The organism is Pseudooceanicola profundus, assembly GCF_054919315.1.
Genome location: NZ_CM142898.1, coordinates 2,307,309 through 2,332,281 on the forward strand (window position 1 = coordinate 2,307,309; position 24,973 = coordinate 2,332,281).

General features: G+C 68.8%; 27 protein-coding genes. 14 read left to right on the top strand and 13 right to left on the bottom strand.

Annotation, left to right across the window (positions count from 1 at the left end):
• Nucleotides 1–75 precede the first annotated feature (75 nt).
• Both ACX9MO_RS10565 and ACX9MO_RS10570 read left to right on the top strand, forming a co-directional pair.
• Nucleotides 76–846 carry a DUF6478 family protein gene (locus ACX9MO_RS10565; RefSeq protein WP_222495434.1) on the top strand — a complete coding sequence of 257 codons (771 nt, stop codon included), beginning with the start codon at nucleotides 76–78 and terminating at the stop codon, nucleotides 844–846.
• Between the two features lie 11 nt (nucleotides 847–857).
• Entirely contained in the window at nucleotides 858–1,229 is a 372-nt protein-coding gene (locus tag ACX9MO_RS10570; RefSeq protein ID WP_462211811.1) for a hypothetical protein, read from the top strand.
• A gap of 132 nt (nucleotides 1,230–1,361) precedes the next feature.
• Here the strand turns inward: ACX9MO_RS10570 and ACX9MO_RS10575 are convergent, their stop codons facing one another.
• Nucleotides 1,362–2,189: a class I SAM-dependent methyltransferase gene (locus ACX9MO_RS10575; RefSeq protein WP_462211812.1), complete on the bottom strand. Its 828-nt coding sequence runs from the start codon at nucleotides 2,187–2,189 to the stop codon at nucleotides 1,362–1,364.
• Between the two features lie 244 nt (nucleotides 2,190–2,433).
• On the opposite strand from ACX9MO_RS10575, the gene ACX9MO_RS10580 reads away from it, so the two are divergent.
• A complete protein-coding gene (locus tag ACX9MO_RS10580; RefSeq protein WP_222495440.1) occupies nucleotides 2,434–3,339 on the top strand; it encodes a LysR family transcriptional regulator in 906 nt (301 codons plus the stop codon).
• A 246-nt stretch (nucleotides 3,340–3,585) separates the two neighbouring features.
• A complete protein-coding gene (locus tag ACX9MO_RS10585) occupies nucleotides 3,586–4,449 on the top strand; it encodes a PhzF family phenazine biosynthesis protein (protein ID WP_462211813.1) in 864 nt (287 codons plus the stop codon).
• Between the two features lie 4 nt (nucleotides 4,450–4,453).
• On the opposite strand, the gene ACX9MO_RS10590 is transcribed toward ACX9MO_RS10585, so the two are convergent.
• The 4 genes from ACX9MO_RS10590 to ACX9MO_RS10605 are packed head-to-tail and all read right to left on the bottom strand — an operon-like array spanning nucleotide 4,454 to nucleotide 7,484.
• The gene (locus ACX9MO_RS10590; RefSeq protein ID WP_462211814.1) at nucleotides 4,454–5,446 is read right to left on the bottom strand and encodes an OmpA family protein; all 993 of its coding nucleotides are present in this window, start codon (nucleotides 5,444–5,446) and stop codon (nucleotides 4,454–4,456) included.
• The gene (locus ACX9MO_RS10595) at nucleotides 5,418–5,984 is read right to left on the bottom strand and encodes a peroxidase-related enzyme (protein ID WP_462211815.1); all 567 of its coding nucleotides are present in this window, start codon (nucleotides 5,982–5,984) and stop codon (nucleotides 5,418–5,420) included. The genes ACX9MO_RS10590 and ACX9MO_RS10595 overlap by 29 nt, the downstream gene beginning before the upstream one ends.
• Nucleotide 5,985: 1 nt before the next feature.
• Nucleotides 5,986–6,762: a GNAT family N-acetyltransferase gene (locus ACX9MO_RS10600; RefSeq protein WP_462211816.1), complete on the bottom strand. Its 777-nt coding sequence runs from the start codon at nucleotides 6,760–6,762 to the stop codon at nucleotides 5,986–5,988.
• Nucleotides 6,759–7,484 (bottom strand): competence/damage-inducible protein A, encoded by a 726-nt coding sequence (locus ACX9MO_RS10605; RefSeq protein WP_222495450.1) that lies wholly within the window; start codon nucleotides 7,482–7,484, stop codon nucleotides 6,759–6,761. Before ACX9MO_RS10605 ends, ACX9MO_RS10600 begins: the two co-directional genes overlap by 4 nt.
• Before the next feature lie 45 nt (nucleotides 7,485–7,529).
• Between ACX9MO_RS10605 and sfsA the strand changes: the two genes are divergently transcribed.
• The 4 genes from sfsA to ACX9MO_RS10625 all read left to right on the top strand — a co-directional run bounded on the left by sfsA (nucleotide 7,530) and on the right by ACX9MO_RS10625 (nucleotide 11,096).
• Nucleotides 7,530–8,237, top strand: coding sequence for a DNA/RNA nuclease SfsA (gene sfsA, locus ACX9MO_RS10610; protein ID WP_462211817.1), 708 nt, complete (start codon nucleotides 7,530–7,532; stop codon nucleotides 8,235–8,237).
• A gap of 132 nt (nucleotides 8,238–8,369) precedes the next feature.
• Nucleotides 8,370–9,167, top strand: coding sequence for a type I methionyl aminopeptidase (gene map / locus ACX9MO_RS10615; protein WP_409996995.1), 798 nt, complete (start codon nucleotides 8,370–8,372; stop codon nucleotides 9,165–9,167).
• Between the two features lie 298 nt (nucleotides 9,168–9,465).
• Nucleotides 9,466–10,113 carry an endonuclease III gene (nth, locus tag ACX9MO_RS10620; protein ID WP_222495455.1) on the top strand — a complete coding sequence of 216 codons (648 nt, stop codon included), beginning with the start codon at nucleotides 9,466–9,468 and terminating at the stop codon, nucleotides 10,111–10,113.
• The gene (locus tag ACX9MO_RS10625) at nucleotides 10,110–11,096 is read left to right on the top strand and encodes an adenosine kinase (RefSeq protein WP_462211818.1); all 987 of its coding nucleotides are present in this window, start codon (nucleotides 10,110–10,112) and stop codon (nucleotides 11,094–11,096) included. Before nth ends, ACX9MO_RS10625 begins: the two co-directional genes overlap by 4 nt.
• Nucleotides 11,097–11,305: 209 nt before the next feature.
• Here ACX9MO_RS10625 and ACX9MO_RS10630 read toward each other — a convergent pair whose 3' ends face one another.
• Nucleotides 11,306–11,791 (bottom strand): L,D-transpeptidase family protein, encoded by a 486-nt coding sequence (locus tag ACX9MO_RS10630; RefSeq protein WP_462211819.1) that lies wholly within the window; start codon nucleotides 11,789–11,791, stop codon nucleotides 11,306–11,308.
• Nucleotides 11,788–12,879, bottom strand: coding sequence for a GTP cyclohydrolase II (ribA, locus tag ACX9MO_RS10635; protein WP_222495459.1), 1,092 nt, complete (start codon nucleotides 12,877–12,879; stop codon nucleotides 11,788–11,790). Before ribA ends, ACX9MO_RS10630 begins: the two co-directional genes overlap by 4 nt.
• A gap of 159 nt (nucleotides 12,880–13,038) precedes the next feature.
• Here ribA and ACX9MO_RS10640 point away from each other — a divergent pair, with 159 nt between their 5' ends.
• Nucleotides 13,039–13,725 carry a response regulator transcription factor gene (locus ACX9MO_RS10640; RefSeq protein ID WP_222495460.1) on the top strand — a complete coding sequence of 229 codons (687 nt, stop codon included), beginning with the start codon at nucleotides 13,039–13,041 and terminating at the stop codon, nucleotides 13,723–13,725.
• 376 nt (nucleotides 13,726–14,101) lie between these two features.
• Here the strand turns inward: ACX9MO_RS10640 and ACX9MO_RS10645 are convergent, their stop codons facing one another.
• Nucleotides 14,102–15,733: a methyl-accepting chemotaxis protein gene (locus tag ACX9MO_RS10645; RefSeq protein WP_462211820.1), complete on the bottom strand. Its 1,632-nt coding sequence runs from the start codon at nucleotides 15,731–15,733 to the stop codon at nucleotides 14,102–14,104.
• Entirely contained in the window at nucleotides 15,730–16,029 is a 300-nt protein-coding gene (locus ACX9MO_RS10650; RefSeq protein WP_462211821.1) for a hypothetical protein, read from the bottom strand. Before ACX9MO_RS10650 ends, ACX9MO_RS10645 begins: the two co-directional genes overlap by 4 nt.
• A 128-nt stretch (nucleotides 16,030–16,157) precedes the next feature.
• On the opposite strand from ACX9MO_RS10650, the gene ACX9MO_RS10655 reads away from it, so the two are divergent.
• From ACX9MO_RS10655 to ACX9MO_RS10670, 4 genes are all read left to right on the top strand, one after another.
• Nucleotides 16,158–16,946 (top strand): exodeoxyribonuclease III, encoded by a 789-nt coding sequence (locus tag ACX9MO_RS10655; protein WP_462211822.1) that lies wholly within the window; start codon nucleotides 16,158–16,160, stop codon nucleotides 16,944–16,946.
• A gap of 120 nt (nucleotides 16,947–17,066) precedes the next feature.
• A complete protein-coding gene (locus ACX9MO_RS10660) occupies nucleotides 17,067–17,981 on the top strand; it encodes a tetratricopeptide repeat protein (RefSeq protein ID WP_462211823.1) in 915 nt (304 codons plus the stop codon).
• 27 nt (nucleotides 17,982–18,008) lie between these two features.
• Nucleotides 18,009–18,653, top strand: a complete 645-nt coding sequence (locus tag ACX9MO_RS10665; RefSeq protein ID WP_462211824.1) for an LON peptidase substrate-binding domain-containing protein — start codon at nucleotides 18,009–18,011, stop codon at nucleotides 18,651–18,653.
• The gene (locus ACX9MO_RS10670; protein WP_462211825.1) at nucleotides 18,650–18,871 is read left to right on the top strand and encodes a Trm112 family protein; all 222 of its coding nucleotides are present in this window, start codon (nucleotides 18,650–18,652) and stop codon (nucleotides 18,869–18,871) included. The genes ACX9MO_RS10665 and ACX9MO_RS10670 overlap by 4 nt, the downstream gene beginning before the upstream one ends.
• Nucleotides 18,872–19,210: 339 nt before the next feature.
• On the opposite strand, the gene aroQ is transcribed toward ACX9MO_RS10670, so the two are convergent.
• The 3 genes from aroQ to ACX9MO_RS10685 form a co-directional block, all read right to left on the bottom strand.
• Nucleotides 19,211–19,648, bottom strand: a complete 438-nt coding sequence (gene aroQ, locus ACX9MO_RS10675) for a type II 3-dehydroquinate dehydratase (RefSeq protein WP_462211826.1) — start codon at nucleotides 19,646–19,648, stop codon at nucleotides 19,211–19,213.
• 162 nt (nucleotides 19,649–19,810) lie between these two features.
• Nucleotides 19,811–20,866 (bottom strand): agmatinase, encoded by a 1,056-nt coding sequence (speB, locus tag ACX9MO_RS10680; RefSeq protein WP_462211827.1) that lies wholly within the window; start codon nucleotides 20,864–20,866, stop codon nucleotides 19,811–19,813.
• A gap of 351 nt (nucleotides 20,867–21,217) precedes the next feature.
• Entirely contained in the window at nucleotides 21,218–22,603 is a 1,386-nt protein-coding gene (locus tag ACX9MO_RS10685) for an aminotransferase family protein (RefSeq protein ID WP_462211828.1), read from the bottom strand.
• A gap of 241 nt (nucleotides 22,604–22,844) precedes the next feature.
• Between ACX9MO_RS10685 and pdxR the strand changes: the two genes are divergently transcribed.
• Entirely contained in the window at nucleotides 22,845–24,284 is a 1,440-nt protein-coding gene (pdxR, locus tag ACX9MO_RS10690; RefSeq protein WP_462211829.1) for a MocR-like pyridoxine biosynthesis transcription factor PdxR, read from the top strand.
• Nucleotides 24,285–24,397: 113 nt separating this feature from the next.
• Here the strand turns inward: pdxR and ACX9MO_RS10695 are convergent, their stop codons facing one another.
• Complete coding sequence (locus ACX9MO_RS10695; RefSeq protein ID WP_462211830.1) at nucleotides 24,398–24,970, bottom strand: PqiC family protein; 573 nt, start codon at nucleotides 24,968–24,970, stop codon at nucleotides 24,398–24,400.
• Nucleotides 24,971–24,973: the final 3 nt, after the last annotated feature.

A 24,973-nucleotide genomic window follows, 5' to 3' on the forward strand; every position in this document is an offset into this window, starting at 1 on the left:
GGGCAGGACGGCCCGAGGCAACAGGGCACAGGCCGGCACGGCCCTACACAGCGCGGCAGGAACGATCGGGACACGATGGGCAAACAGGGCAGTCTTCTGAGGAACATGCTGGCCGGGCGGGAACTGGCCTTCTGGCGCAGCCGTGCGGACGAGGCGGCGACTCTGCCGCTGGAGGCGCTGCGCGCCAGCCGCTCCAAGGCCCGGGCCCTGCGCGGCGAGATCGAGCGCTTCCTGCGCGTGGCCGAGGACCGGCTGGCGCTGCCGCGCATCGGCTCCTCCGCGATCCTGCTGCCGCACAACACCGACTGGTCCTGGCGGCCCGAGTTGTGGCGCACGCCGCTGCCGGTGCCGGGGCGGTCCTCGGCCCGAACCAAGAGCGCGCTGGGCGGCGAGGTGACGCTGTTCCATGACTGCCGCCACTCCGAGCTGACCCTGCGCCAGCTGCGCAACCAGCGCGAGGCCGATCTGGCGCCCTACGGGCTGCGGATGGATGTCTTCGGCTTCGACGGCTCCTTCCTCTCCATCGTGCTGGACCTGCCGGGCGAGGTGGCACAGGGCCTGCAGCGCCGCCACCTGATCCGTCTCGACAGCATCATCGAGGTCGAGGCCCCGCTGGAGATCTTCGCCCGGCTCAACGTCCGCCACGGCCCCAACACGGAACAGTTCGTGCGGGAGATCTCGCTGGAGCAGACTGCGGCCGTGGTGGAGTTCGACCTTGCCTATTCGAACATCAACGAGAAGCGGATCGAGAAGGTCTGGGTCGACCTGATCTTCGAGAACCCGCAGATGAACCAGGTCGTGATCCGGGACCTGACCTTCAGCCGCCGTCCCCGGGCCGAGATCTAAGGAGCACGCCGATGAGCGATCTGACCCTCACCAAGACCCGCCTGTCGGAAGGCGTGTGGCAGGGTGTCCTGATGGCCCCCGGCGGCACCGTGCCCCGGGTCGAGGCGCAGCACGCGGGCCGTACCGTCGAGGGCGTCTCGGTCACCGCGGGCGAGGCGGCGGGCGAATGGCTGGTGCGCGTACCGGTTCCGGTGGAGGCGATCGGCGACGGGGTCCATACCGTCACCATCACCGAGGCGGGGAGCGGAGCGGCGCTCGGCGATTTCGCGGTGCTGGCGGGGGAGGCTCTTGCCGATACGCTGCAGGCCGAGGTGGCGCTGCTGCGCGAGGAACTCGACATGCTCAAGCGGGCGTTCCGCCGTCACTGCAAGGAAACCGCCTGAGGCGCTGTGCCTACGGGCCGGGGGGCTGGTGTGCGGGGCAGTTCCGGCTCAGGCCCCCCCAAAACCTGACAGTTCCTGACGCTGAGGGGGCCTAAAACAGGCGACACCTGACGCAGATGCGCGCCGCCGCCGTCAGGCCCGGGCCGAGATCACCATGGCGGGCAGGGGCACGATCCAGCGACCCGCGTCATCCTGCGTGCAGTGCGTGCGCACCTCCGCAGCCATGTACTGCCGGATCGCCGCGGCGTGGTCGGCGGGCTGGCGCCGCATGAGCACCCCCATCCGCACGGTTCCGCCATGGAAGAGGTCGTAGAAATCCTCGGGCGCCTGCAGGCGCCAGTGACTGTCCACCGGCTCCGCCGCGGGCTCGACAAAGCCCGCCGCCAGCAACGCCGGAAAGGCGATGGCGGGATCGGCATAGGCATTGGCGTCTGGCGCGGGGGGCAGCCCGACCGCCGGGTCTCCATGCTGGCGCAGTGCCTCGGTCACCGTGCGGAAGCCGAAGGAGTGCGCCGGCGGCTCCCACGTGGAAAAGGCGATGCGCCCGGCCCGGCGCAGGACGCGGTGCGCCTCGGCCAGCACGGCGGGGGGATCGGGCAGATGCGGCATCCCGAAGCCGATGGTCACCGCGTCGAAGCTGTCAGGGCCGAAGGGCAGGTCCGCCGCATCGCCTTGCAGGACGGCGGCATCGGGCACCCGCGTGCGGGCCAGTTCGACCATGGCCGGCGAGAAATCCAGCGCCGTGACATCGGCCCCTGTCGCCAGCAGCCCCGCGGTGACGATGCCGGGCCCGCAGCAGAGGTCCAGCGCCTCCATGCCCGGCTCCAGCCCCAGACCGCCGACCAGCGCCGGCACGCACATCGCCGAGGCGCGGGCGAATCCGTCGGTATAGCTGCGGGCGGTCCCGTCGTCGGACCAGCCCTCGTGCTCGAAGCGGGCAAAGGCGTCGTACTCGGTCATCGCTGATTCCGTCCGTCGCTGGGGTGTGTTGGTTAACCATAGGTCAACATGCGCCCTGCGCCAAACGCAGGAGGCAGGCCAGCCTCATGGCAACGTCATGGCGCCCCTTGGAAACGTGTTGTTTTCCTGTTGCCGTGCCTTCAACGATCCCAGACAAAACCCCGATATTGTCTGTCCGGTGCCCCGTTCCTGCCTGAATTGACCCCGATAACCTGAGGCCAAGAAGTAACGAGGTAGGTGACACATGGACCGTCTGACAGAGATGGAAGCATTCGCCACCGTGGTAGACCAGGGCGGTTTCACGGATGCGGCCAAGAAAATGGGTATCTCGAAATCCGCCGTGTCCAAACACGTCTCCTCGCTGGAGGCGCGATTGGGCGCCCGCCTGCTGAACCGGACCACGCGCCGCGTGTCGCCGACGGAGATCGGGCTGGCCTATTACGATCGGGCCCGCCGGGTGCTGAACGATGCCGGAGAGGCCGACGCGCTGGTGACCTCGATGCAGAGCGATCCCTCGGGGCTGCTGCGCATCTCGGTGGCCACCGACTTCGGCGTCAATCATCTGAGCCCGGTGCTCGGAGAGTTCCTCGCGGAATTCCCGGACATCACCGTGAACATGGTGCTGAACAACCGCTACGTGGAGCTGATCTCGGAAGGGTTCGACATGGCGATCCGCATCGGGGAGCTGGAAGACAGCACCCTGCGGGCCCGCAAGCTGACCGAAACCTCCAAGCGGATGATCGCCTCGCCCTCCTATTTCGAGAAATACGGGCGGCCCGCGCGGATCGACGATCTGAACGAACACAAGCTGCTGCATTACTCCAGCCAGTCCTCCGGCAACGTCTGGAAGCTGACCGCCCCCTCGGGCGAGAAGCGACAGGTGCGCACCGCCGGGTGGCTCTCGGTGAACGATGGCCAGTCGCTGCTGAACGCCGCGATCTCGGGCCTCGGCATCGCCTACCTGCCCAGTTTCCTCTACGCCGACGCGATGCGGCAGGGGCTGGTGGAGGATGCGATCCCCGACCTGCCGCTGGAACTGCAGGGCATCTACGCGGTCTATCCGCCGGGCCGGTTCACCCAGCCCAAGGTCCGCGCCTTCATCGATTTCCTTGTCCGCTCCTTCGCCGAGAAGGGCCCGGTCAACTGGTAACCCGATTGGTGTCGCCCGCGCGGTGGCACCCCCGATCTTCCCCGTGCCTGTGAAGGCTACTGCCCCCGGGTCCCTCGTGGTCCCGGGGATTTTTTTCGTGGCATGCGCTTCCTGCGTCCCTCCTACGCGCGGTCAGGCCCGGTTTCGGGCCCATGTCGTGGCGGTCTCTGTGCAACGGCACACTTCCCCCGGCGCCCTGGCCCGCTATCGTGGCCGGATCACGCCATCCCCACGCAGGAGCCCGCCATGCGCCCCTTCAAGATCGTCGATGTCTTCACCGCCACGCCTTTCATGGGCAATCCCGTCGCCGTCGTGATGCAGGCCGACGGGCTGAGCGATGCGCAGATGCAGGCCATCGCCGCCTGGACCAACCTCTCCGAGACGACCTTCCACCTGACGCCCGAGACCGCGGGCGCGGACTACCGCCTGCGGATCTTCACCCCGCGCAGCGAGCTGCCCTTCGCCGGGCATCCCACGCTGGGATCGGCCCATGCGCTGGTGGAGGCCGGGCTTGTCACGCCGCGAGACGGGCGGCTGGTTCAGGAATGCGCCACCGGCCTCGTGCCGATCACGCTGGAGGGGGAGGGCGCGGACCGTCGCCTGCAACTCGAGATGCCCGAGGCGCAGATCACCCCGCTGTCGGAGGCCGAAGCCACGCGGCTGACGGGCATCCTCGGCCAGCCCTATGCCGCCGGGACCGCGCCTGCCATGGTCGACGTCGGCCCGCGCTGGATCGTGGCGGAGTTGGTGGACGCCGAAACGGTGATCGCCCTGACGCCCGACCTCGCGGCCTCCGCCGTTTTCGAGACCGAGATGGGGGTGACCGGTGTCACGGTCTTCGGCCGTCATGCCGAGGGGCCCGCCCAGATCGAGACCCGCAGCTTCGCCCCCGGGGACGGCATTGCCGAAGACCCGGTCTGTGGCAGCGGCAACGGCTCGGTCGCGGCGTTCCGCATGGACATCGGGACGCTGGCGGAAGGGGACAGCTACGTGGCCGCGCAGGGCCGCTGCGTCGGGCGGGCCGGCGCGGTGGCGGTCTCCGTCTCGGGGGGCAAGGTCTATGTCGGCGGCGCCGCCGTCACGACCGTCGAGGGCACGATCGCCCTCTGACCGCCTATTGCGCCGCAGTGCCGGGGGAGAGCAGCACCGCCTCGACCCGGCGGTTGCTCTCGCGGCCCGCCTGCGTCGTGTTCGGGGCCAGCGGCGCGAGGAAGCCCACGCCCTCGGCGCTGACCTGCCCGGGGGCGGTGCCATGGGTGTTCACCAGCCGGTCCCGGACCGAGGCCGCGCGGCGCTGCGACAGGGCGATGTTGGTCTCCAGCGCGCCCTCGCTGTCGGTGTGTCCCACGAGGGCCACCTGCCGCGCGGGATCGGCGGCGAGGTAGGCCGCCAGCGTGTCGAGCGAGGCATAGGCCCCTTCGCTGAGATCCGAGGCGCCGGTGGCGAAGTTCAGATCCGCCAGGACCACGTGCCCGGCCTCTTCCAGCCGGGTGATCAGCGCGTCGCCGGTGCCGCCCGCGGTGGCCGGGACATCCGGCGGGGGCGGGGCTTCGCCCGCGGGGGTGATCCGGTCGATCTGGAGGTAGCCGGTGAAGCCCGAGCGGGAGGCGAGCACCTGCACATGCTCCGTATCGCCGGGGCTGGCGGCACCCGCCGCGGCCCCGGGCAGCGCCCGCTGTGCGGTCAGCACGTGGAAATCGAAGAGATCGACATACATGTCCGGCGCGGGCGCGACCTCCAGCGCAAAGCGGAAGTCGAAGCCGCCGCACTGACGGTCGGCACAGTCGAGCAGCACCTCGTAGCCCGCAGCCTGCAACTGGTCCCGCAGGGGGGCGATCAGTTGCAGCACGGTTTCCCCCCGGGCCTCGACGCGCCAGACCTCGCGGGTGACGTCGCCTTCGAGCGATTGCATCGGCACGGCGTGATCGGCCCAGGGCCCGATGGGCAGGGCATAGCTGCGGTCACGCTCCTGATCGGCGGCGATCTGGCGGGCATTGGCGGGCAGGGTCAGCGCCTGCGCCGTGGCCGCGCCCGGCAGGGCGAGGGCCAGCAGCAGCGCCAGCGGGCGCAGCCGCCGCTCAGCGGGCCTGCGAATGATACTCGGCATTCGGCGCCATCTCGGTCGCGGCGGCGACCCGGTTCGTCATGTTGAAGAAACCCGCCACGTTGGCGATGTCCCAGATGTCGCGGTCGCCGAAGCCCGCATCGCGCAGCGCCTGACGGTCGGGCTCCTCGATCCGGTCTGGCGTTTCGGTCAGCTTGGCGGCAAAGCGCAGCATCGCCATCTGCTGCGGCGTCACCTCGGCGGTGCGCCAGTTCATCACCAGCTGCTCCCCCAGCACGGGATTGCCCGACAGCTCGCGCACGGCGGCGCCATGGGCGGTCAGGCAGTAGAAGCAGCGGTTGATCGAGGAGACGGTGACCGCGATCATCTCGCGCTCCAGCTTGGTCAGGCGGCTCTCGCCCAGCATCAGCGTGTTGTACATCGCCGCGAAGGCGTCGAACTGCGCGATGTCGACCGTGTGCACCCGCAGGACGTTGGGCACGAGGCCCAGCTTCTCCTCGCAGATAGCCAGATATTTCGCCGTCCGGTCCGGCAGCGGCTCGACCGGTGCAAGGTCGAGCGCGGTCAGTCTCTCGGTCATCTCAGCCCTCCGCGGCAGGTGCCTGACGGTAGTGGTACTGCCCCACCACGTCCATGCCGAGCCGGGTATAGAGCGCATTCGCAGGCGCGTTCCCGCGCGTGCACAGCAGGGCGAAGGTGGTCGCGCCCTGTTTCGCCGCCCATGCCGCGCCGTCGATGGTGGCCGCCCGGCCCATGCCGCCCCGGCGGCGGGTGGGCAGCACCTCCAGCGCGTGCAGCATGGCGATGCCGTCATGGAGGCCGACGAAGCCCGCCGCGCCCGGCTCGTTGCCCAGACGGCCCAGAAGCCCGGTCTTGGTGCCCCGGACGCGGTGCATTACCGCCAGCCGGTCCGGTCCGATCCCGCCCTCGGCCCATATCTCCTCCATCAGGGCCAAAGGCTCCCAGATGGTGATGGTGCGGGCGTCGGTCTCGGGCCGCGGGGCGGAGGCCACGCGGTCGATCGGGGCGCTGTAGATATAGGTCGGATCGACGATGCCGTAGCCGCGCGCCTCCAGCGCCGCGTCCAGCGCGGCATCACCCTTGCGGATCATGAAAAGCGGACGCTGGCCCGCGGCCGACATCTCGGCCTCGACCGCGGCGATCCCCTCGGAAGTGGCGTCCGGCCCGGCGGTGGCAGCCGAGACCCGCTTGCCGCCGCCCGCCCCGTCGCGCAGCGTGAAGCCCGCGCAGGACCAGAGCCGCGCGGCAGGCCAGGTGGCGTTGAGGGCCGCCAGCAGGGCGGCCTCCTCCGCGTCGGGTGCCGTGGCGCCCGGCCAGCCGTCGAGCAGGGTGCTCATTGCGGGAACATGTCCGACAGTTTCGCCATTGCCGCGCCGACCTGTGCACCGTCCTGCCCGCGGATCACGATATTCGCGCCATAGGCCCCGTTCTGCTGGAACGGGTAGGAGCCGATGGACAGGTCGGGATATTCCTCCGCCAGCGTGCGCAGCGGGCCCGCGATCTCGCCCTCGCCGCGCTGGATGCGCAGGCTCTGGGACAGGAGCGGCTGGCCGCCGGTGAGCGTCGGCAGGACCGAGGCGACCATGGCCTCGAAGACCGCCGGCACGCCGGCCATGACATGCACGTTCTCGACCGTGAAACCGGGCGCGACGGAGACCGGGTTCTCGATCAGGCGCGCGCCGTCGGGGATGCGGGCCATGCGCAGCCGCGCCTCGGTCACCTCGGCACCGGAGCGGGCGTAATGCGCCTCCAGCAGTTCGCGGGCGTCGTCGCGCACGTCGATGTGGCGGTGGAAGGCCCGGGCGATGCAATCGGCGGTGATGTCGTCATGGGTCGGGCCGATGCCGCCCGAGGTGAAGACATGGTCATAGGCATCCGACAGCGCCATGACGTTGCCGATGATGTCCTCCGCCTCGTCCCGGACGAACCGGGCCTCGCAGAAGTCGATGCCCATCTTGGTGAGCTCCTGCGCGAGGTGATGCATGTTGCTGTCGCGGGTGCGGCCCGAGAGGATCTCGTCTCCGATGACCAGCATGGCGGCGGTGGGGTTCTTGGACATTTCCGTCTCCTTGAGTGGGACTTGAGAAGGGTATAGGCCCCGGTCATGCGCTTTCAAACCCCTCTCGTGCCCGCCACCCTGATCCGCCGCTACAAGCGGTTCCTGGCCGACATCCGGCTCGACGACGGGCGCGAGGTGACGGCCCATTGCGCCAACCCCGGCTCGATGCTGGGCCTCGCCGAGGAAGGCATGCGCATCTGGGTCGAGCCGAACGACGATCCCAAGCGCAAGCTGAAATGGGCGTGGAAGTTGGTGGACCATGGCGCGGGCCATTTCACCGGCGTCGATACGGCCCTGCCGAACCGGGCGCTGAAGGCCGCGCTGATGGCGGGCGACGTGCCGGGCCTCACCGGCTACGATACCGTCCGGCCCGAGCAGAAATACGGACAGAACAGCCGCATCGACTTCCTGCTCCAGGGCGCCGACCGCCCCGATGCCTATGTCGAGGTGAAATCCGTCACCCTGAGCCGCCAGCCCGGTCTGGCGGAGTTCCCCGACAGCGTGACCGCGCGGGGCCGCAAGCACCTCGAGGAACTGGCGCTGGTGGCGCAGGGCGGGCAGCGGGCCGTGATGCTCTACCTCGTGCAGCGCACCGATGCCACGCGGGTCACCCTTGCCGCCGACATCGACCCGGCCTATGCCGCCGCCGCGCAGGTCGCCGCCGCGGCCGGGGTCGAGTTCATGGCCCTCGATTGCACGATCACCCCCGAGGCGGTGCGGCTGAACCGGCCGCTGCCCTTCGCACAGAGTTGACCCCTTGTTGACCTCTTCGCGATGCTGCCCTGCAGCGACGCTATGCCGGAGCCCTTTAACATGGGGCTTTGCTGGTTTATATATAAGGGAATTGAACGGAGTACGACGTTGGAAACCAAGCATTCAGGACGCATGACACGGGACGGCATCCGCATCCACGAAGAGGCGGATTTCGCAGGCATGCACAGGGCAGGCCGGATCGCGGCCGAAATCCTCGATGCGCTGCCCGAGTTCATCTTCCCGGGCCAGACCACCGGCGAGATCGACCGCAAGATCACCGAGATGATCGACGCGCGCCCCGGCGTGGTGTCGGCCACGATCGGCTACAAGGGCTACCAGCACGCCTCCTGCATCTCGGTGAACCACGTGGTCTGCCACGGGATCCCGGGGGACAAGAAGCTGAAGGATGGCGACATCCTGAACATCGATGTCACGGTGATCGTCGATGGCTGGTACGGCGACAGCAGCCGCATGTACGTGGCCGGCAAGCTCTCGCGCAAGTCCGAGCGCCTGCTGCAGGTGACCCATGACGCGCTGATGATCGGCATCGAGACGGTGAAGCCGGGCCGGACCTTCGGCGACATCGGCCACGCGATCCAGACCTATGTCGAGGCACAGCGCATGTCCGTCGTGCGCGACTTCTGCGGTCACGGCCTTGGGCAGGTGTTCCACGCGCCGCCCAACGTGCTGCACTACGGCCGCCCGGGCACCGGGGCCGTGCTGGAGGAAGGCATGTTCTTCACCATCGAGCCGATGGTGAACCTCGGCCGCCCCGACACCAAGGTGCTTGCCGACGACTGGACCGCGGTGACCCGCGACAAGTCGCTCTCGGCCCAGTACGAGCATTCGCTGGGCGTCACGGCGGATGGGTGCGATATCTTCACGCTCTCGCCCGCCGGGCTGTTCCACCCGACCTACAAATCGGAGTGAGCGCGCCGCGCCACCCCTGATGGTTTCGTAAGGCCCGCGCCCCCCACGCGGGCCTTTTTCCGTCTCCCGCCCGCAGGTCCGAGGGCGCGCCGGATGGCGTCGCGAAGACCCGGCGTCCGGACGTCGCACCCCGGCGCGGTGAAAGGCGGCTTGCACGTTTCCCCGTTCTGGCAGACCGTGCGCCACCAGCACTGCCCATGGCGGCAGAATAGGCAACCGGCCCGCAGGCAGGGCAGGGGCGGCGGCAAAACCGCGCCCCGCCTTGCCCGTGCGCCCCCGACAGGGCATAGAACCCCCGATGGCCAAGCAACTCCCCTACCAGGTGATCCGCGAGATCTTCACCCGCTTCCACGCGGCGGAGCCCGAACCCAAGGGGGAACTGGACCATACAAATGCCTATACCCTCGTGGTGGCGGTCGCGCTGTCGGCGCAGGCCACCGATGCAGGGGTGAACAAGGCCACCCGGGCGCTTTTTCCGATCGCGGACACGCCCGAGAAGATGCTGGCCCTCGGTGAAGAGGGCCTCGTCGAACATATCAAGACCATCGGCCTCTTCCGCCAGAAGGCGAAGAACGTGATCAAGCTCAGCCGTATCCTCGTCGAGGACTACGGCGGCGAGGTCCCCAATTCCCGCGCGGCGCTGCAATCGCTGCCGGGGGTGGGCCGCAAGACGGCCAACGTGGTGCTGAACATGTGGTGGCACTATCCGGCGCAGGCGGTGGATACCCATATCTTCCGCCTCGGCAACCGCTCCGGCATCGCGCCGGGCAAGGATGTGGTCGCCGTGGAACGGGCGATCGAGGACAACATTCCCGCCGATTTCCAGCTCCATGCGCACCATTGGATGATCCTGCACGGCCGCTACGTCTGCAAGGCACGCAAGCCGCTCTGCGGCACCTGCCTGATCCGCGATCTCTGTGACTACGAGGATAAGAACCTGACATGACGAAGTACGACCTGGTCGGCATCGGCAATGCCATCGTCGACGTGATCAGCCAGAGCGATGACGCCTTCCTGGACCGCATGGGCATCCAGAAGGGCATCATGCAACTGGTCGAGGCAGAGCGCGGCGAAGCCCTCTACGACGCGATGGAGAACCGCTGGCAGGCCCCCGGCGGCTCGCTCGCCAACTCCGTCGCGGGCGCCGGGGCGCTCGGGCTGAAGACCGCCTTCATCGGCCGTGTGCGCGATGACGATCTTGGCGCCTACTACGCCGAGAGCATGACCAAGGAGGGCACCGATTTCGTCAATGCCCCCGTGGCGGGCGGCGACCTGCCCACCTCGCGCTCGATGATCTTCGTCAGTCCGGACGGCGAGCGCTCGATGAACACCTATCTCGGCATCTCCTCCGAGGTCGGCCCCGACGACGTGGACGAGGCCGTCCCCGCCGCCGCCAAGCTGCTCTTCCTCGAGGGCTATCTCTACGACAAGGACAAGGGCAAGGCGGCCTTCACCAAGGCGGCCCGCGCCTGCCGCGACGCGGGCGGCATGGCGGGTATCTCGCTCTCCGATCCCTTCTGCGTCGACCGGCACCGCGCCGACTTCCGCAAGCTGGTGCAGGAACTCGACTTCGTCATCGGCAACGAGGAGGAGTGGCTCTCGCTCTACGAAAGCGATGACCTCGGCACCGTGGTGGAAAAGGCCGTCTCCGAGGTGGGCCTGATGGTCTGCACCCGCTCCGGCCACGATGTGCTGCTGGCCCGCGGCGACGAGGAAGTCGTCGTGCCCGTGACGCCGATCACCCCCGTGGACACCACCGGCGCAGGCGACCAGTTCGCGGCGGGCTTCCTCTACGGTCTCGCGACCGGCGCCTCGCTGGAAACCGCGGGCCGCATGGGCTGCATCGCCGCGGCCGAGGTCATCTCCCACTACGGTGCGCGCCCCGAGACCGATGTCATGGCGCTCTTCAAGGGGGCCGGCCTCGTCTGAGCGGCCCGCAACTTGACACCCCAAAGGCCGCGCCCCGGGCGCGGCCTTCCTGTCTCGCGGCGCCCCCCGCATCCACTGTTCCCAAATATCCCCGCCGGAGGCGCCCCGGCCCCGCGTCCCGTGCCGCCCTGTCCGACATGCGGCGCCCTCTCATCTTTCGCTGGAAAATATCCCCGCCGGAGGCCTCCGTCCTCCCCGGGGCCGCGCCGTCATCCGACCCTGATCAGCGTCCCCGGCCGCGCCCGTTCCGCCAGCCACCGCGCGCGGTCCCGCCGGAAGGCGAGGCACCCCGCGGTCGGATAGCCCGGCCGGCGCCACTGGTGGAGGAAGATCGCCGAGCCCTTGCCCGGCACGGCCTCCGCGTTCCAGTCCGTGATCATCACGAGGTCATAGAGCGGGTCTGCCCGGCGCAGCTCCTCGTGCGAGCCCGCATAGGGGGCGCGCACGGGACAATTGTACTCCGCCCGTGCCGGATCGTCGGACCAGAGGTCGCCAGGCAGGATCGGCTGTGCCCAGGGGGCCGGGCACGCCATCCGATCGGGACGATACAGCAGGCCCGTCACCGTCCAGAGCCCGCGCGGGCTCGCCATGTCGCCCTCGCGCTTGTCCGAGGTCTTGCCACCCCGCCCGATCGTGCAGGGCAGCCAACGCCCCTCTACCAGCAGACCGCGATGGCCGAGGATCCATGTCGTCACAGCAGATGTCCCGATTTGCGGGCCTTGGTCGCCAGGTAGGCCGCGTTGTGGCGGTTGCGTCCGACCTGCAGCGGGACGCGTTCGGTCACGGCGATGCCGTTCTTCTCCAGCATGGCGATCTTGGCCGGGTTGTTGGTCAGCAGCCGGGCCGCGCGGAACCCCATCTGCGTCAGCAGCGCCGCGCCAAGGCGGAAGTCGCGCTCGTCATCCTCGAAGCCGAGGCGATGGTTCGCCTCCACCGTGTCGAACCCCTGGTCCTGCAGCGAATAGGCGCGCATCTTGTTCGCCAGCCCGATCCCGCGCCCCTCCTGGTTGAGGTAGAGCAGAACGCCTGCACCCGCCTCGCCCATCTGGGTCAGCGCGCCGTGCAGCTGGGGCCCGCAGTCGCATTTCAGCGAGCCCAGCACGTCGCCGGTGAAACAGGCGGAATGCAGCCGCGCCAGCACCGGTTCATCCCGCGGCGGGCGGCCGATCTCGACGGCATAATGTTCCGGGCCGCCATCCTCGGGGCGGAAGACATGCAGCCGCCCGGCCTCTGCGGCCTCCATGGGCACGCGGGCATTGACCACCGGGTGCAGGGGCGAGAACCGCGTCAGGAGCTCCGTCGCGCGGGGCGCGTCGATCAGGGTCAGGCCGGTCTCGGCGGCGAAGCGGTGGCCCTCGGGGATCTCCAGCAGCAGGGCCGCCGGCAGCAGCCGGGCGGTCTTGGCCAGCTTCAGCGCCAGCCGCGCCGCTGCCGCATCGCCCTCGCGCAGGGCGCGCAGCGGGCCCTTCATCGGGCGCATCAGGTCGTCCGCGGGGTCGGCAAGGCCCACCAGCCAGGCAAGGTCCGCCTCGTCGGGCAGGGGCAGGCGGGCGACATCGCCATCGTAGACCCGCGCCTTCAGAGTCTCGGCGCGCCGGACGGTCAGCGCGATCTCGGGGCGCCCGCCAAGGGCGCGCAGGGCCGCCAGCCGGTCCGGGCTCAGGGTTTCGATCGCCAGCATGAGGTGGCAGCGCTCCGCCCCGGCCAGCACCACGCCGAGGCCAAGCCGCAGGTCGCCCCGGGCACGGGACAGCAGGTCGATGAGATCGGGCCGGAATGACATGGGCGGGGTCCTTTGCTTCGCCTCCATGTAGCGACTTGCCGGAGAATTTGAAACATTCACCGGCGCAGGGACACGTCCGCGTGAGAGCACTATCACAATTCTTGTCCCCGGCAGGGTGCGCAAACATCTGTCGCTCAAGACGAAACAAGGATGACTCCGATGCCCCAACTCAAGAAGATCCTGCTGGTGGATGACGACGAGGACCTGCGCGAGGCCCTCTCCGAGCAACTCGTGATGACCGAGGATTTCGATGTCTTCGAGGCGGGATCGGGCAGTGAGGCCATGCAGAAGGTGCGCGAGGGGCTCTTCGACCTGGTGATCCTCGACGTGGGCCTGCCGGATACCGACGGGCGCGAGCTCTGCCGGCTGATGCGCAAGCAGGGGGTGAAGTCGCCGATCCTGATGCTCACCGGCCATGACAGTGATGCGGACACGATCCTGGGCCTCGACTCGGGCGCGAACGACTACATCACCAAGCCGTTCAAGTTCCCCGTGCTGCTGGCCCGCATCCGCGCGCAGCTGCGCCAGCACGAGCAGAGCGAAGACGCCGTCTTCCAGCTTGGGCCGTATACCTTCAAGCCCGCCATGAAGCTGCTTGTGACCGAGGATGACCGCAAGATCCGGCTGACCGAGAAGGAAACCAACATCCTCAAGTTCCTCTACCGCGCGACCGAGGGCGTCGTCGCCCGCGACGTGCTGCTGCACGAGGTCTGGGGCTACAACGCCGGGGTGACGACCCACACTCTGGAGACCCACATCTATCGTCTGCGTCAGAAGATCGAACCCGATCCCTCCAACGCGCGGCTGCTGGTGACGGAGAGCGGCGGCTATCGGCTGGTCGCGTGACATTTTTACCAGAGGGTCAGGAAATCCGGACCTGACAGGTTGAACGTGAATGTGCTAGATATATGTCAACGTCACGTAATTGAGTTCCCGCGCATGTCCGGGTCATGACATGCAACCTCCCTGTTGGACTGAGCCCGGGCCCCTGTGCCCGGGTCTTTTTTTATTGGGGGTTTGGCACCGCTTTTGGCTGGCTTTGCTGCCCGGGCGGACCGGGTGTCGGGATGGATACACGTAAAAAGTGTGCGCGCCTTCCGCGAATCTCTTCATCTTGGCCGAAGTGTTCCGACTTGGCTCCGCCTCTGCCGGAGCTCGGTCGGCCTGGAGCCGCTGCCACCGTCGGCCCGCTGCCGCGACGGAATATCTGTCGCTTCCGAGGTCAGAACTCGCTCCAGCTGTCATCCGCCACGGGCGCGGGGCTGTTCACGACGCGCCGTGTCGCGGGGGCCGGTATCGCCCGCACCGGGAGGGGCGCCCGGGCCATAGCGCGGGCAGGGGCCTCGCCGGTCCGGAACCTCTGCATCAGGTTCGACAACTGCTCTGCCTCGCGGCTCAGCGCGGTGGAGGCGGCGTTGGTCTCCTCGAACATGGCGGCGTTCTGCTGGGTCACCTGGTCGAGCTCCTTCATGGTCTCATCGATCAGCGCGATGGAACTGGACTGCTCGTTCGCGCTCTCCGCGATCTGGGACACGAGCGCGGCCACGTTGGAGACGGATTCAGCGATCCGCTTCAGCGCGCCCCCCATCTCGTTCACCAGCGCCACGCCGCTCTTCACATGATCCGAGGAGGTGGAGATCAGCTCGCCGATTTCCCGCGCCGAGGTGGAGGAGCGTGCGGCCAGGGCGCGCACCTCGGTCGCCACGACGGAGAAGCCGCGCCCGGCCTCGCCGGCGCGCGCGGCCTCGACCCCGGCATTGAGGGCCAGCAGGTTGGTCTGGAAGGCGATATCCTCGATCACCTGGATGATGTTGGTGATCTCCAGAGAGGACGACTTGATCGCCGCCATGGCCGAAACCGTCCGTTGGACCACCTCGTCCGAGGCGGCTGAGCGCGCCTGCGCCTCGCCTGCGGCCTCTGCCGCGTCGCGGGCCGCGGTGGCGGTGCTGTGGACGTTCAGGGAAATCTCCTTGATCGCGGTCGCTGTTTCCTGAAGCGAGGCCGCCTGTCGTTCCGTCCTCTGCGCGAGGTTGTTGGAGGCCGTGGCGATCGCGTCGGTATCGTCGGAAACGGCAGAGGCGTTGCGGATCACCTGCAGCACCGTTTCGCGCAGCTCCTCCGTGGCGTGGTTGAAGTCCTTGCGCAGGCTCTCGTGGGTCGCGTCGAAGGGGGTGTCGATCGCGACCGACAGATCGCGCTGCGCCAGCCGTTGCAGCGCCCGCCCGAGACCATCGACGACCATCTGCTGGCGCTCCGCCTCCAGCGCGGTCTGCTCGGCCTCGCGCAGCGTTGCGGCGCGGGAGGCGGCATCGGCCTCCGCCGCGCGCGCATCGAGGGCGTAGCGCTGCTGGATCGCGAGGTAGAGCACCGTCGCCTCCATGACGACGATCGTGCCGTGCAGGGCGACGCGCTCAAGGTTCTCCCACAGGCTGTCCTGCACCGGGTAGACCAGCGCGGGCAGCACAAGCACGAGGGCGAGGTGGTGCACCGCGATGACCCCGGCGGCGACGATGATGACCGAGGCATCGGCCATGGCCATGGTGATCGCCAGCAGGGCGAAGAAGAGCATGTGACTGTCGAGCTGCCAGAGGTGCCCGGCGAGCGCGGCGGTGAAGGCCATCGCCTGCGCCACGAGGCCGAGCGCCACCAGCTGTCGCCCGGTGGCCCCGCCCGCCCGTGCGCCGTAGAGCGCGAGCCCGCCCGCCAGAAGGGCGAAGAGCAGGATCGGCAGCGGCGCGTTGCCCACCAGCAAGGCGGCCACGGGGCCGACCGGGGCAAGGGCGGCGGCAGCCCATGCGACACGCTGCGTCGCGCGGGCCTGCGCCGTGAGAAACTCGGAACTCGTCGTGGTCATGCGCCACCTCCGCACAGGGCGGCGACGGCGCGGCCGTCCACCACCAGATATCCGCCCGCGCGGCGCAACCGCCCGGCAAAGCCGGGATCGTCGCCCTGCGCCAGGGACGCGAGCGCGCCTTGTAGGACCCCCACCTCATGCCCGCCCGCGCGCAGGATCGCCGCGCCCCGGTCCAGCCAGGGCAGGGCGATCACGAGGACCGGCCCCTCCCGCACGGGCGGCAGCGACACGAGCGCCAGCACCGGACCGGCGAGGCAGAGGGTGAGGGCGGCAAGCATCACGCGAAGATCGGGCACGGGCATCTCCTTCCCGTTCCGGATAGCGCCAATCTCCTACCGGGCGGTTAAGCGCCGCGCGGCTTTCCTTCCGGTCAGGCGGATGCTACCCCGGATTCCGACCCCGCAGACAGCTGAGCAGGCCCGCCATGTCCTTCACCCTCGCCACCTGGAACATCAACTCGGTCCGCTTGCGCGAGCCGCTGGTGCTGCAGTTTCTCGCCCATTCCGGTCCCGACGTGCTCTGCCTGCAGGAGTGCAAGTCCCCGGTGGACAAGATCCCCGTCGAGGCCTTCCGCGCCGCCGGCTACGAGCACATGATCGCCCGGGGCCAGAAGGGCTACAACGGCGTGGCGATCCTGTCGAAACTGCCGATCGAGGACAGGGGCGACATGGATTTCGCGAGCCTCGGCCACGCCCGTCACATCGCCGGGCGGCTGGAGAACGGCGTGACGATCCACAACTTCTATGTCCCCGCGGGCGGTGACAAACCCGACCGCGAGATCAACGAGAAATTCGGCCAGAAGCTCGACTACCTGACGGGCATGCGCGACTGGTTCCGCGACAGCGCACCGGAGAAGGCGATCCTCGTGGGCGACCTGAACATCGCCCCGCGTGAGGATGATGTCTGGGATCACAAGAAACTGCTGAAGGTGGTGAGCCACACGCCGGTCGAGGTCGAGGCCCTGGCCGAGACGCAGGAGGCGGGAAAATGGGTGGACATCACCCGGCAGGACATCCCGCAGGGCAACCTCTACTCGTGGTGGTCCTACCGCTCGCCGGACTGGGACGCCGCCGACAAGGGCCGCCGCCTCGATCACGTCTGGGCCACGCCGGACATCTCGAACGCGGCGCATTCCAGCGCGATCCTGCGCGAGGCCCGCGGCTGGGAGAAACCCTCGGACCACTGTCCGGTGCTGGCGACCTTCGATCTCTGAGACACGCCCGGTCCCCCGGGACAACGCCGGGGCGCACCGGGACGGCAAATTGACGATCCCCCTTTGATTTCCGGTCAGACGGGACGCATATAGGGGCCAACCAGATACGAGGAGCGGACGATGCTTGAATTCGGTCAGAACGACGCCGCACAGAACGAAACCTACGTCACCGACGTGACCGAGGCCAATTTCATGGCCGAGGTTGTCGAGGCCTCGCAGCAGGTCCCGGTGATCGTCGATTTCTGGGCCCCCTGGTGCGGGCCCTGCAAGCAGCTTGGCCCCCAGCTTGAGGCCGCGGTGAACGCCGCGGGCGGCAAGGTGAAGATGGCCAAGGTCAATGTGGACGAGAACCAGATGATCGCGGGCCAGATGCGGGTCCAGTCGATCCCGACGGTCTATGCCTTCTTCCAGGGCCAGCCGGTGGACGGCTTCCAGGGCGCGCTGCCCGGGTCCGAGGTGCAGGCCTTCGTGGACAAGATCGCGGCGCTCGCGGGAGACGGCGAAGACGGCGGTCTCGCCGAGGCCGTGGCCGCCGCCGAGGAAATGCTGGAGCAGGGCGCCATCGCGGACGCGGCCCAGACCTTTGCCGCGATCCTGCAGGAAGACCCGATGAACGCGGCCTCCTACGCGGGCCTCGTGAAGGCCCATATCGCGCTCGACGATCTGGAGCAGGCCGAAGCGGTCCTGAACGGGGCCCCGGTCGAGATCTCGAAGGCGCCCGAACTGGAAGCGGTCCATGCCCAGCTGGAGCTGAAGAAACAGGCCGCGGGTGCAGGCCCCGTGGGGGAACTGACCGCCAGGGTCGAGGCCGATCCCGCGGACCTTCAGGCCCGGTTCGACCTCGCACAGGCGCTCTATGCCAACGGCAAGGTGCAGGAAGCCGTCGACCAGCTGCTGGAGCTCTTCCGCCGCGACCGCGAGTGGAACGAGGCTGCCGCCAAGACGCAGCTCTTCACGATCTTCGATGCGCTGTCCCCGAAAGACCCCATCGTGTTGAGCGGACGCCGGAAACTCAGCTCGATGATATTTGCCTGAGACGGGGATCGGCCTAGCTCACCCTTCATGATGCGATATGCCGATCTTCCCGACGTGGTTCCGATCTTTCCGCTGACCGGGGCGCTGCTGCTGCCTCGGTCGCGGCTGCCCCTTCACCTCTTCGAACCGCGCTACCTGCAGATGTTCGAGGACGTCCTGAAGACCCCGCAGCGGCTGATCGCGATGATCCAGCCGAACGAGGTTCCGGGACGCGAGGACGACGGTCTGCACCAGATCGGGTGCGCCGGGCGGGTGACACAGTTCTCCGAGACCGAGGACGGGCGCTACATGATCACGCTGACGGGGATCTCGCGGTTCCGCATCCGGCAGGAGATCGAGGGCTTCGCCCCCTATCGCCGCGCCGATGTGGACTGGGCCGGCTTCGACCGGGACCTCGGGGCGCCGGACCGCGATCCGGGCTTCGACCGCAAGACGTTCTTCGACAAGCTGTCGCGCTATTTCGAGGCGCGCAACCTCGACACCGACTGGGACACGCTGAAGGAGGCAGAGGACGAGCTGCTGATCAACTCGCTCTCGATGCTGCTGACCTTCGCCCCCGAAGACAAGCAGGCGCTGCTCGAGGCGCCGTCCCTGTCCACCCGGCGCGAAACGCTGGTGACGCTCATCGAATACGCGCTCCGCGGGGGCGACGACACGGAGATCATGCAATGACCAAGACCGCCGCCATGTCCGGCACCGAAACAGCACCTGCTGCGCCGCTCTTCGACCGCCGCATGCTGGAGGCCCTTGTCTGCCCCGAAAGCCACACCACGCTGGAATACGATGCCGAGGCGCAGGAACTGATCAGCCGCAAGGCGGGCCTGGCCTTCCCGATCCGCAACGGCATCCCGGTCATGCTGGTGGAAGAGGCGCGCGCCCTCGACGCCTGACATCTGGTCCGGCGCGGGGCCAGGCACGGCAAGGGACAGCTGCCACGGGGCCAGACACCCGGCGTGCAGCCGGGTCCTGTCGTTCAGCCCTGCGTCATGTCCTTCATCTTTCCCCAAATACTCCGGGGGACTTGCGCGGCTCAGCCGCGCAAGGGGGGCAGAGCCCCCCACGGAATTTTGCAAAATTCCGGTTCGGAAAATTCGAATTTTCCGGAGAGCGCCGCAGCCATGGCCCGGTCCAGCGGCCTGACCACGGAGCACCACCCGCGCGGCCCCGGGCGAAAATTCTTCAGGAAGAATTTTCCCAAGAATTTTTCTTAAAATTCTTGGGCGCTTGGCTCAGGCCGTGACGAGCTGGCAGATCCGGCGCACGGCGGCGGCGTAGCCTTCCACGCCGAGGCCCGCGATCACGCCCTCGGCGCGCAGCGAGACGTAGGAATGGTGCCGGAAGCTCTCGCGCTTGTGGACGTTGGAGATATGCACCTCCATCACCGGTCCCTCGAAGGCGTTCAGCGCATCGAGGATCGCGACCGAGGTATGGGTGAAGGCGCCGGGGTTCATCACGATGCCGCAGGCGCCGTGCCGGGCCTCGTGGATCCAGTCGATCAGCTGGCCCTCGTGATTCGACTGTTCGGCACGCAGGTCGAAGCCGGGCGCCATGGCGTCGCGGGCGATCCGCGCCACGTCCTCGAGGGTCTCATGGCCGTAGATCTCGGGCTGGCGCTGGCCCAGCAGGTTCAGGTTCGGGCCGTTCAGCAGCAGGATCGTCTGGGTCATCGCGGGGCTCCTTCTTGCGGTGCCCCTCGATAGCCGATCCCGGCGCTCCGGGCGAGACCCGATGGCGTGGGCCCCGGCCCGTCCCCGGCAGTCCGGCCGGGGGAGGCCCGGGCTCAGGTTGCGGTCAGGCCGGAGCCCGACCGGTCCGGTCCACCCGCCGGATCAGCGGCCGGCGGCCAGCACGCTCAGCATCTCGAAGAGCATCTGCGCCCCGGCCTGTGCGGTGACGTTGGTGGGATCGTAGGAGGGCGCCACTTCGACCACGTCGCCGCCCTTCATGTCGATCCCCTTCAGCCCGCGGATCAGCGCCTGCACCTCGCGCGGGGCGAGCCCGCCGATCTCGGGCGTGCCGGTGCCGGGGGCGAAGGCGGGGTCGAGACTGTCCACGTCGAAGCTGACATAGGTCGGCCCTTCACCCACGACCTCCAGCGCGCGGGCCAGAACCGCGGGAATGCCCATCTCCATCACCTCCTCGGCGTAGAGCACGGTCATGCCCGAGGCGTGCGAGAACTCCCACAGGAAGTCCGAGCCGCCGCGCACGCCGATCTGGATCGTGCGCGCGGGATCGAGGCTGCCCTCCAGCACCGCCTGCCGGAAGGGACCGCCGTGGTGGAATTTCGCCCCCTCGTAGACGCCCGAGGTATCCGCATGGGCATCGATATGCACCATGCCGAGCGGCCCGTGTTCCTTGGCCAGCGCGGCCAGGATCGGGCGCGAGATCGAATGGTCCCCGCCCACGGTGAGCGGCGTGATGCCGGCCGCGCAGAGCCTTGTGAAGACATCCTCGATATCCGCGTGGCACTGGTCGAGGGAGTAGCGGCTCTGCATCGGCACATCGCCGATGTCTGCCACCTTCAGAACCTGCCCGGGCACCACGTCCAGCACACGGTTCCACGGGCCGACCCGCTCGATGTCGCGCACCGCCTTGGGCCCGCGCCGCGCACCCGCCCGATTGGTCACCCCGAGATCCATCGGCACGCCCACGAGCGCCACGTCGAGGTCCTCCACCGGCGCGCCCGCCAGCAGCGCCTCCATCACCTCGGGGCGGTAGGGCGCATCGAGCAGGGTCGAGATGTCGGCGAAGGGCCACTTGCGCCGCCCGCCAGTCTGGAACACGCCATCGGCGGCAGCCTTCAGTCGCGGGTCGTGAAAGACGCCGGTCTCCTCGTTTGAATAGAGGCGGCGCAGGGTCTCGAGATCGGGGGTCTTGGGCGACATGGGTCCTCCGGCGTCTGATGTCGGGCACAGGAAAGGCGCAATGGGGCGGCGTGGCAAGAGGGGCGCGGGGGAAGGTGCCGCGCAGGCGCCGCGGTGCCGGTTTCGGAGGCGGGGCAGGGCCTGACCGGGGGAGGCCCCGCGGATCGGCCCTTCGGGCCGGTCGGCGGGGGCGCCTGCGGCGGGCGGGGTTGGGGGCTGTCTGCCCCCCTTGGCCCTGCGGGCCAATTCCCCCCGAGGATATTTGGGAAACGGAAATGGGATAGGCCGTATGGAAAAGGGCCGAATGGAAAAGGGCCGAATGGAAAAGGCCGGGGACCTGCCCCGGCCTTTGTCGTGTCGGTGTGGGCCGGGTCAGCCGAAGGTTTTCGTGAGCGCCACGTCGATGGCAGCGGTGATCTGGTCGATGTCGGCGGCGGTGGCGATCAGCGCGGGGCTGAGGCAGAGCGTGGTGTTGAGGCCCGGCAGCGAGCGGTTGGTGACGCCGATGATCACCCCCTGGGCGCCGCATTCGGCCACCACCTGCTGGGCCTGCGTCTCGGGCACCGGCTCCTTCGTGGTGCGGTCGGAGACGAGTTCGACCCCCTGGAACAGGCCGAGGCCGCGGACCTCGCCGATCACCGCGTGTTTCTCCTGCAGGGCGAGGAGGTTGGCGGTGAGGCGCTCGCCCATCTTCTGGGTGTTCTCGAGCAGGTTCTCCTCCTCGATGATGCGCATGTTCTCGAGCGCCGCGGCGGGGCCGGCGGTGCAGCCGCCGAAGGTCGAAATGTCGCGGAAGTAGTTCAGCGGATCGGCGGCATCGTCCTTGAAGAGGTCGAAGACCTTCTCGGTGGTGACGCAGCAGGCGATGGCCGCGTAGCCGGAGGCGACGCCCTTGGCCATGGTCACGAAGTCCGGCTCGATGCCGAACTGCTGGTAACCGAACCAGGTGCCGGTGCGGCCCAGGCCGCAGACCACCTCGTCGATGTGCAGCAGGATGTCGTACTTGCGGCAGATCTCCTGCACGCGCTCCCAGTAGCCCTTCGGCGGCACGATCACGCCGCCGCCGGCGGTTATCGGCTCGAGGCAGAGGGCGCCCACGGTCTCGGGGCCCTCGCGCAGGATGACCTCCTCGATGGCATCGGCGGCGCGGCGGCCGTAGGCCTCGCCGGAGAGGTCCCCCCAGCCCTGGTCATGGGCGCGGTACTCGAGGCAGTGCGGCACCTCGATGAAGCCCGGCGCGAAGGGGCCGTATTGGGCGTTGCGCTCGGGCTGGCCGCCGGCGGAGAGGGCGCCGATGGTGGTGCCGTGGTAGTCGCGCTCGCGGAAGAGGATCTTGTGCTTTTCGCCGCCGTAGCGCTTGTGGGCGATCTGGCGGACCATCTTGAAGGCCTTCTCGTTGGCCTCCGAGCCGGAGTTGCAGTAGTAGACGCGGCTCATGCCGGGCATCTTGGAGATCAGCTTCTCCGAGAAGAGCGCGCCGGGGATCGAGCCCGCGGAGCCGGCGAAGTAGTTCAGCTTCACCAGCTGGTCGCGAACCGCGTCGGCGATACTCTCGCGGCCGTAGCCGACGTTGACCGTCCAGACGCCGCCGGAGACCGCGTCGAGGAATTCGCGGCCCGCCTGGTCCCAGACGCGCAAGCCCTTGCCCTCGACGATGACCCGCGGCTCGCCGGTCTCGAAGGGCTTGTGCTGGGTCAGGTGGTGCCAGACATGGGCGCGGTCCGCCGCGACCACGCGGGAAATGTCGTTGTCCAACATATGCGAATCTCCGGTTGGAATGGGTCTCTCTGGCCCCAGAGAACGCGCGCGATCCGCGCCGAACCAGTGCCAGACAGGGGGAAGCCATTGGGCCACGGCCGTACAAAACCCGCGTAAAACATGGGCAGATTGCCGCGTGACGCAGAGGGGCCCGAGATAGCGGCTTGCCAAGAGGGCGCTTTCTGAGGATCAGGAGCAGACGCCGGAGCCCTCTCAGCCCCCCCTCGGACCCCAAGGAAACATGTCCCTTCTGACTGCCATCACCCGCGAAAGCGACGAGCCGATCCAGGCGCAGCTGCGCCGGTCGATCGTCGAGGCGATCCATGGCGGCGAGATGACACCGGGCCAGAAGATGCCGCCCTCGCGGCAATTGGCGGGGCGCCTGGGGATCGCGCGCAACACGGTGACGGCGGTCTACGAGGAACTGGTGGCGCGCGGCTACCTCGAGAGCGTGCCGCGGCAGGGGTATTTCGTGGCGGAGCGCGAGTTGCGCGAGGCGGCGGAGCCAAGCCGACCTCAGGCGGGCATCGACTGGTCGGCACGGCTGCGGCTCAGGCCCTCGATGATGCGCCATTTCCAGAAGCCCGCGAACTGGCAGGACTATGCCTATCCCTTCGTCTACGGGCAGGTGGACCCGCGGCTCTTCCCGATCAACACCTGGCGGGCCTGTTCGCGCGACGCCCTTGGCCGGGCGGCGATCGACTGGTGGACGGCGGACCGCGCGGTGGAGGACGATCCGCTGCTGGTGGAGCAGATCCGCAGCCAGATCCTGCCGCAGCGGGGGATCTTTGCCCGCTCGGAGGAGATCCTGATCACGCTTGGCGCGCAGGAGGGGCTCTACCTGCTGGCGCGCCTGCTGGCCCGGCCCGGCACGCGGGTGGGGTGCGAGAACCCCGGCTATCCGGATTCGCGCTTCATCTTCGGCTCGGAGGGCTGCGAGATGGTCGACCTGCCGGTGGACGACGAGGGCGCGCGGCTGGACCAGGCGGGCAAGCTCGACCTCGCGGTGCTGACGCCCGCGCATCACTGTCCCTCGATGGTGACCATGTCGCCGGCGCGGCGGGTCGATATCCTCGACCGGGCACGGCGTGACGGCACGATCATCGTGGAGGATGACTACGAGGGCGAAACCGCCTTTTCCGATGACGGGTTGACGCTGAAATCGCAGGACCGTGACGGGCGGGTGGCCTACCTCGGGACCATGTCCAAGGTGCTGGCCCCCGGGGTCCGGCTGGGCTTCATGGTGGCCGATGCGGCGCTGGTGCAGGAGGCGCGCTGGCTGCGTCGCATGATCCACCGCTCGGCCCCGCTGAACAACCAGCGGACGGCGGGGATCTTCCTGGCGGAGGGGCACTACCTGACCCTGATCCGCAACCTGCGCAGCGCGCTGCAACAGCGGTTCGACATCGTGACCGAGGGCTGCGCGCGGCATCTGCCGGAGTTCCGGCGCGCGCCTTCGACCGGGGGCTCCTCGGTCTGGCTGGAGCTGCCGGCGGGGCTAGAGGCGGGAGAGCTGGTGCGCCGCGCCATGGAGAAGGGCGTGCTGGCCGAGCCGGGCGACAGCTTCACCGATGCGGAAGGGCAGGGGCGGTTCCTGCGGCTGGGGATTTCCTACATCGAGGCAGATCGCATCGATGCCGGGCTGGCTCTGCTGGGGCAGGCGGCGCAGGACCTGGGCTGAGGACCAGGCAGCGCATTACCTGGGCTGAGGCCCCGGCGGCACAATACCTGGGCTGAGGCCCAGGCGGCGTACCGGCGCGGTGGACCGCGCCGGATGCCAGGATCATCGCGAGATCAGCGCAACCCGTCGCGGGCGATCTGGGCCGTGAGGTCGCGCACGGCGGCCCCGCGGGCTGCGGCCACGGCGCTCGCACCCCCTGCGGGATCGAAGCTCTGCACGAGGGCGAAGGTGCCCGACCGGTCGCGGGTGCCGCTGTCGGAGGCCACGAAATACTGGCCCGAGAGGCGGAAACTGCCGTCGGTCCCGGGCTGCATCTCCTCGACACGCACCTCGACGATGGCGCCCGCGCGGTCGCGGAAGGGCCAGGGCTCGGGCGCCACGCGGGCGCCGGTGGCCTGCCCCATCAACCGGGCCATTTCCAGCGTCATGGCGCGCGCCGGGTCATCGGCCCACAGCAGCGAGGGCGAGGAGGTCAGCGCGCCAGAGGCGTCGCGCATGTAGATCTCCTCGGAGGCGGCATAGGTCGGAAGCGAGACCTCGCGCAGCTCGACCGAGCGGTAGGCGATGGACTGGCGTTCCATCGGGGCGGCGGGCGCGGGCACGGCAAAGCGCTCCGCGGTGGAGGTGCAGCCGGCCAGCAGGGCGGCGCCGAGAAGGGGCGCGAGGAGGGGGGCGAGAATACGCATCAG

Bases quoted from the DNA above. Each gene is read 5' to 3' on its own strand.
- ACX9MO_RS10665 (WP_462211824.1), top strand. From the start codon at position 18,009: ATGATGCGATATGCCGATCTTCCCGACGTGGTTCCGATCTTTCCGCTG.
- ACX9MO_RS10695 (WP_462211830.1), bottom strand. From the start codon at position 24,970: ATGCGTATTCTCGCCCCCCTCCTCGCGCCCCTTCTCGGCGCCGCCCTG.
- ACX9MO_RS10600 (WP_462211816.1), bottom strand. From the start codon at position 6,762: ATGAGCACCCTGCTCGACGGCTGGCCGGGCGCCACGGCACCCGACGCG.
- ACX9MO_RS10575 (WP_462211812.1), bottom strand. From the start codon at position 2,189: ATGACCGAGTACGACGCCTTTGCCCGCTTCGAGCACGAGGGCTGGTCC.
- ACX9MO_RS10625 (WP_462211818.1), top strand. From the start codon at position 10,110: ATGACGAAGTACGACCTGGTCGGCATCGGCAATGCCATCGTCGACGTG.
- ACX9MO_RS10645 (WP_462211820.1), bottom strand. From the start codon at position 15,733: ATGACCACGACGAGTTCCGAGTTTCTCACGGCGCAGGCCCGCGCGACG.
- map (WP_409996995.1), top strand. From the start codon at position 8,370: ATGACACGGGACGGCATCCGCATCCACGAAGAGGCGGATTTCGCAGGC.
- sfsA (WP_462211817.1), top strand. From the start codon at position 7,530: ATGCGCTTTCAAACCCCTCTCGTGCCCGCCACCCTGATCCGCCGCTAC.
- nth (WP_222495455.1), top strand. From the start codon at position 9,466: ATGGCCAAGCAACTCCCCTACCAGGTGATCCGCGAGATCTTCACCCGC.
- ACX9MO_RS10570 (WP_462211811.1), top strand. From the start codon at position 858: ATGAGCGATCTGACCCTCACCAAGACCCGCCTGTCGGAAGGCGTGTGG.
- aroQ (WP_462211826.1), bottom strand. From the start codon at position 19,648: ATGACCCAGACGATCCTGCTGCTGAACGGCCCGAACCTGAACCTGCTG.
- ACX9MO_RS10585 (WP_462211813.1), top strand. From the start codon at position 3,586: ATGCGCCCCTTCAAGATCGTCGATGTCTTCACCGCCACGCCTTTCATG.
- ACX9MO_RS10660 (WP_462211823.1), top strand. From the start codon at position 17,067: ATGCTTGAATTCGGTCAGAACGACGCCGCACAGAACGAAACCTACGTC.
- ACX9MO_RS10590 (WP_462211814.1), bottom strand. From the start codon at position 5,446: ATGCCGAGTATCATTCGCAGGCCCGCTGAGCGGCGGCTGCGCCCGCTG.
- speB (WP_462211827.1), bottom strand. From the start codon at position 20,866: ATGTCGCCCAAGACCCCCGATCTCGAGACCCTGCGCCGCCTCTATTCA.
- ACX9MO_RS10685 (WP_462211828.1), bottom strand. From the start codon at position 22,603: ATGTTGGACAACGACATTTCCCGCGTGGTCGCGGCGGACCGCGCCCAT.
- ACX9MO_RS10565 (WP_222495434.1), top strand. From the start codon at position 76: ATGGGCAAACAGGGCAGTCTTCTGAGGAACATGCTGGCCGGGCGGGAA.
- ACX9MO_RS10595 (WP_462211815.1), bottom strand. From the start codon at position 5,984: ATGACCGAGAGACTGACCGCGCTCGACCTTGCACCGGTCGAGCCGCTG.
- pdxR (WP_462211829.1), top strand. From the start codon at position 22,845: ATGTCCCTTCTGACTGCCATCACCCGCGAAAGCGACGAGCCGATCCAG.
- ACX9MO_RS10580 (WP_222495440.1), top strand. From the start codon at position 2,434: ATGGACCGTCTGACAGAGATGGAAGCATTCGCCACCGTGGTAGACCAG.
- ribA (WP_222495459.1), bottom strand. From the start codon at position 12,879: ATGTCATTCCGGCCCGATCTCATCGACCTGCTGTCCCGTGCCCGGGGC.
- ACX9MO_RS10655 (WP_462211822.1), top strand. From the start codon at position 16,158: ATGTCCTTCACCCTCGCCACCTGGAACATCAACTCGGTCCGCTTGCGC.
- ACX9MO_RS10640 (WP_222495460.1), top strand. From the start codon at position 13,039: ATGCCCCAACTCAAGAAGATCCTGCTGGTGGATGACGACGAGGACCTG.
- ACX9MO_RS10605 (WP_222495450.1), bottom strand. From the start codon at position 7,484: ATGTCCAAGAACCCCACCGCCGCCATGCTGGTCATCGGAGACGAGATC.
- ACX9MO_RS10670 (WP_462211825.1), top strand. From the start codon at position 18,650: ATGACCAAGACCGCCGCCATGTCCGGCACCGAAACAGCACCTGCTGCG.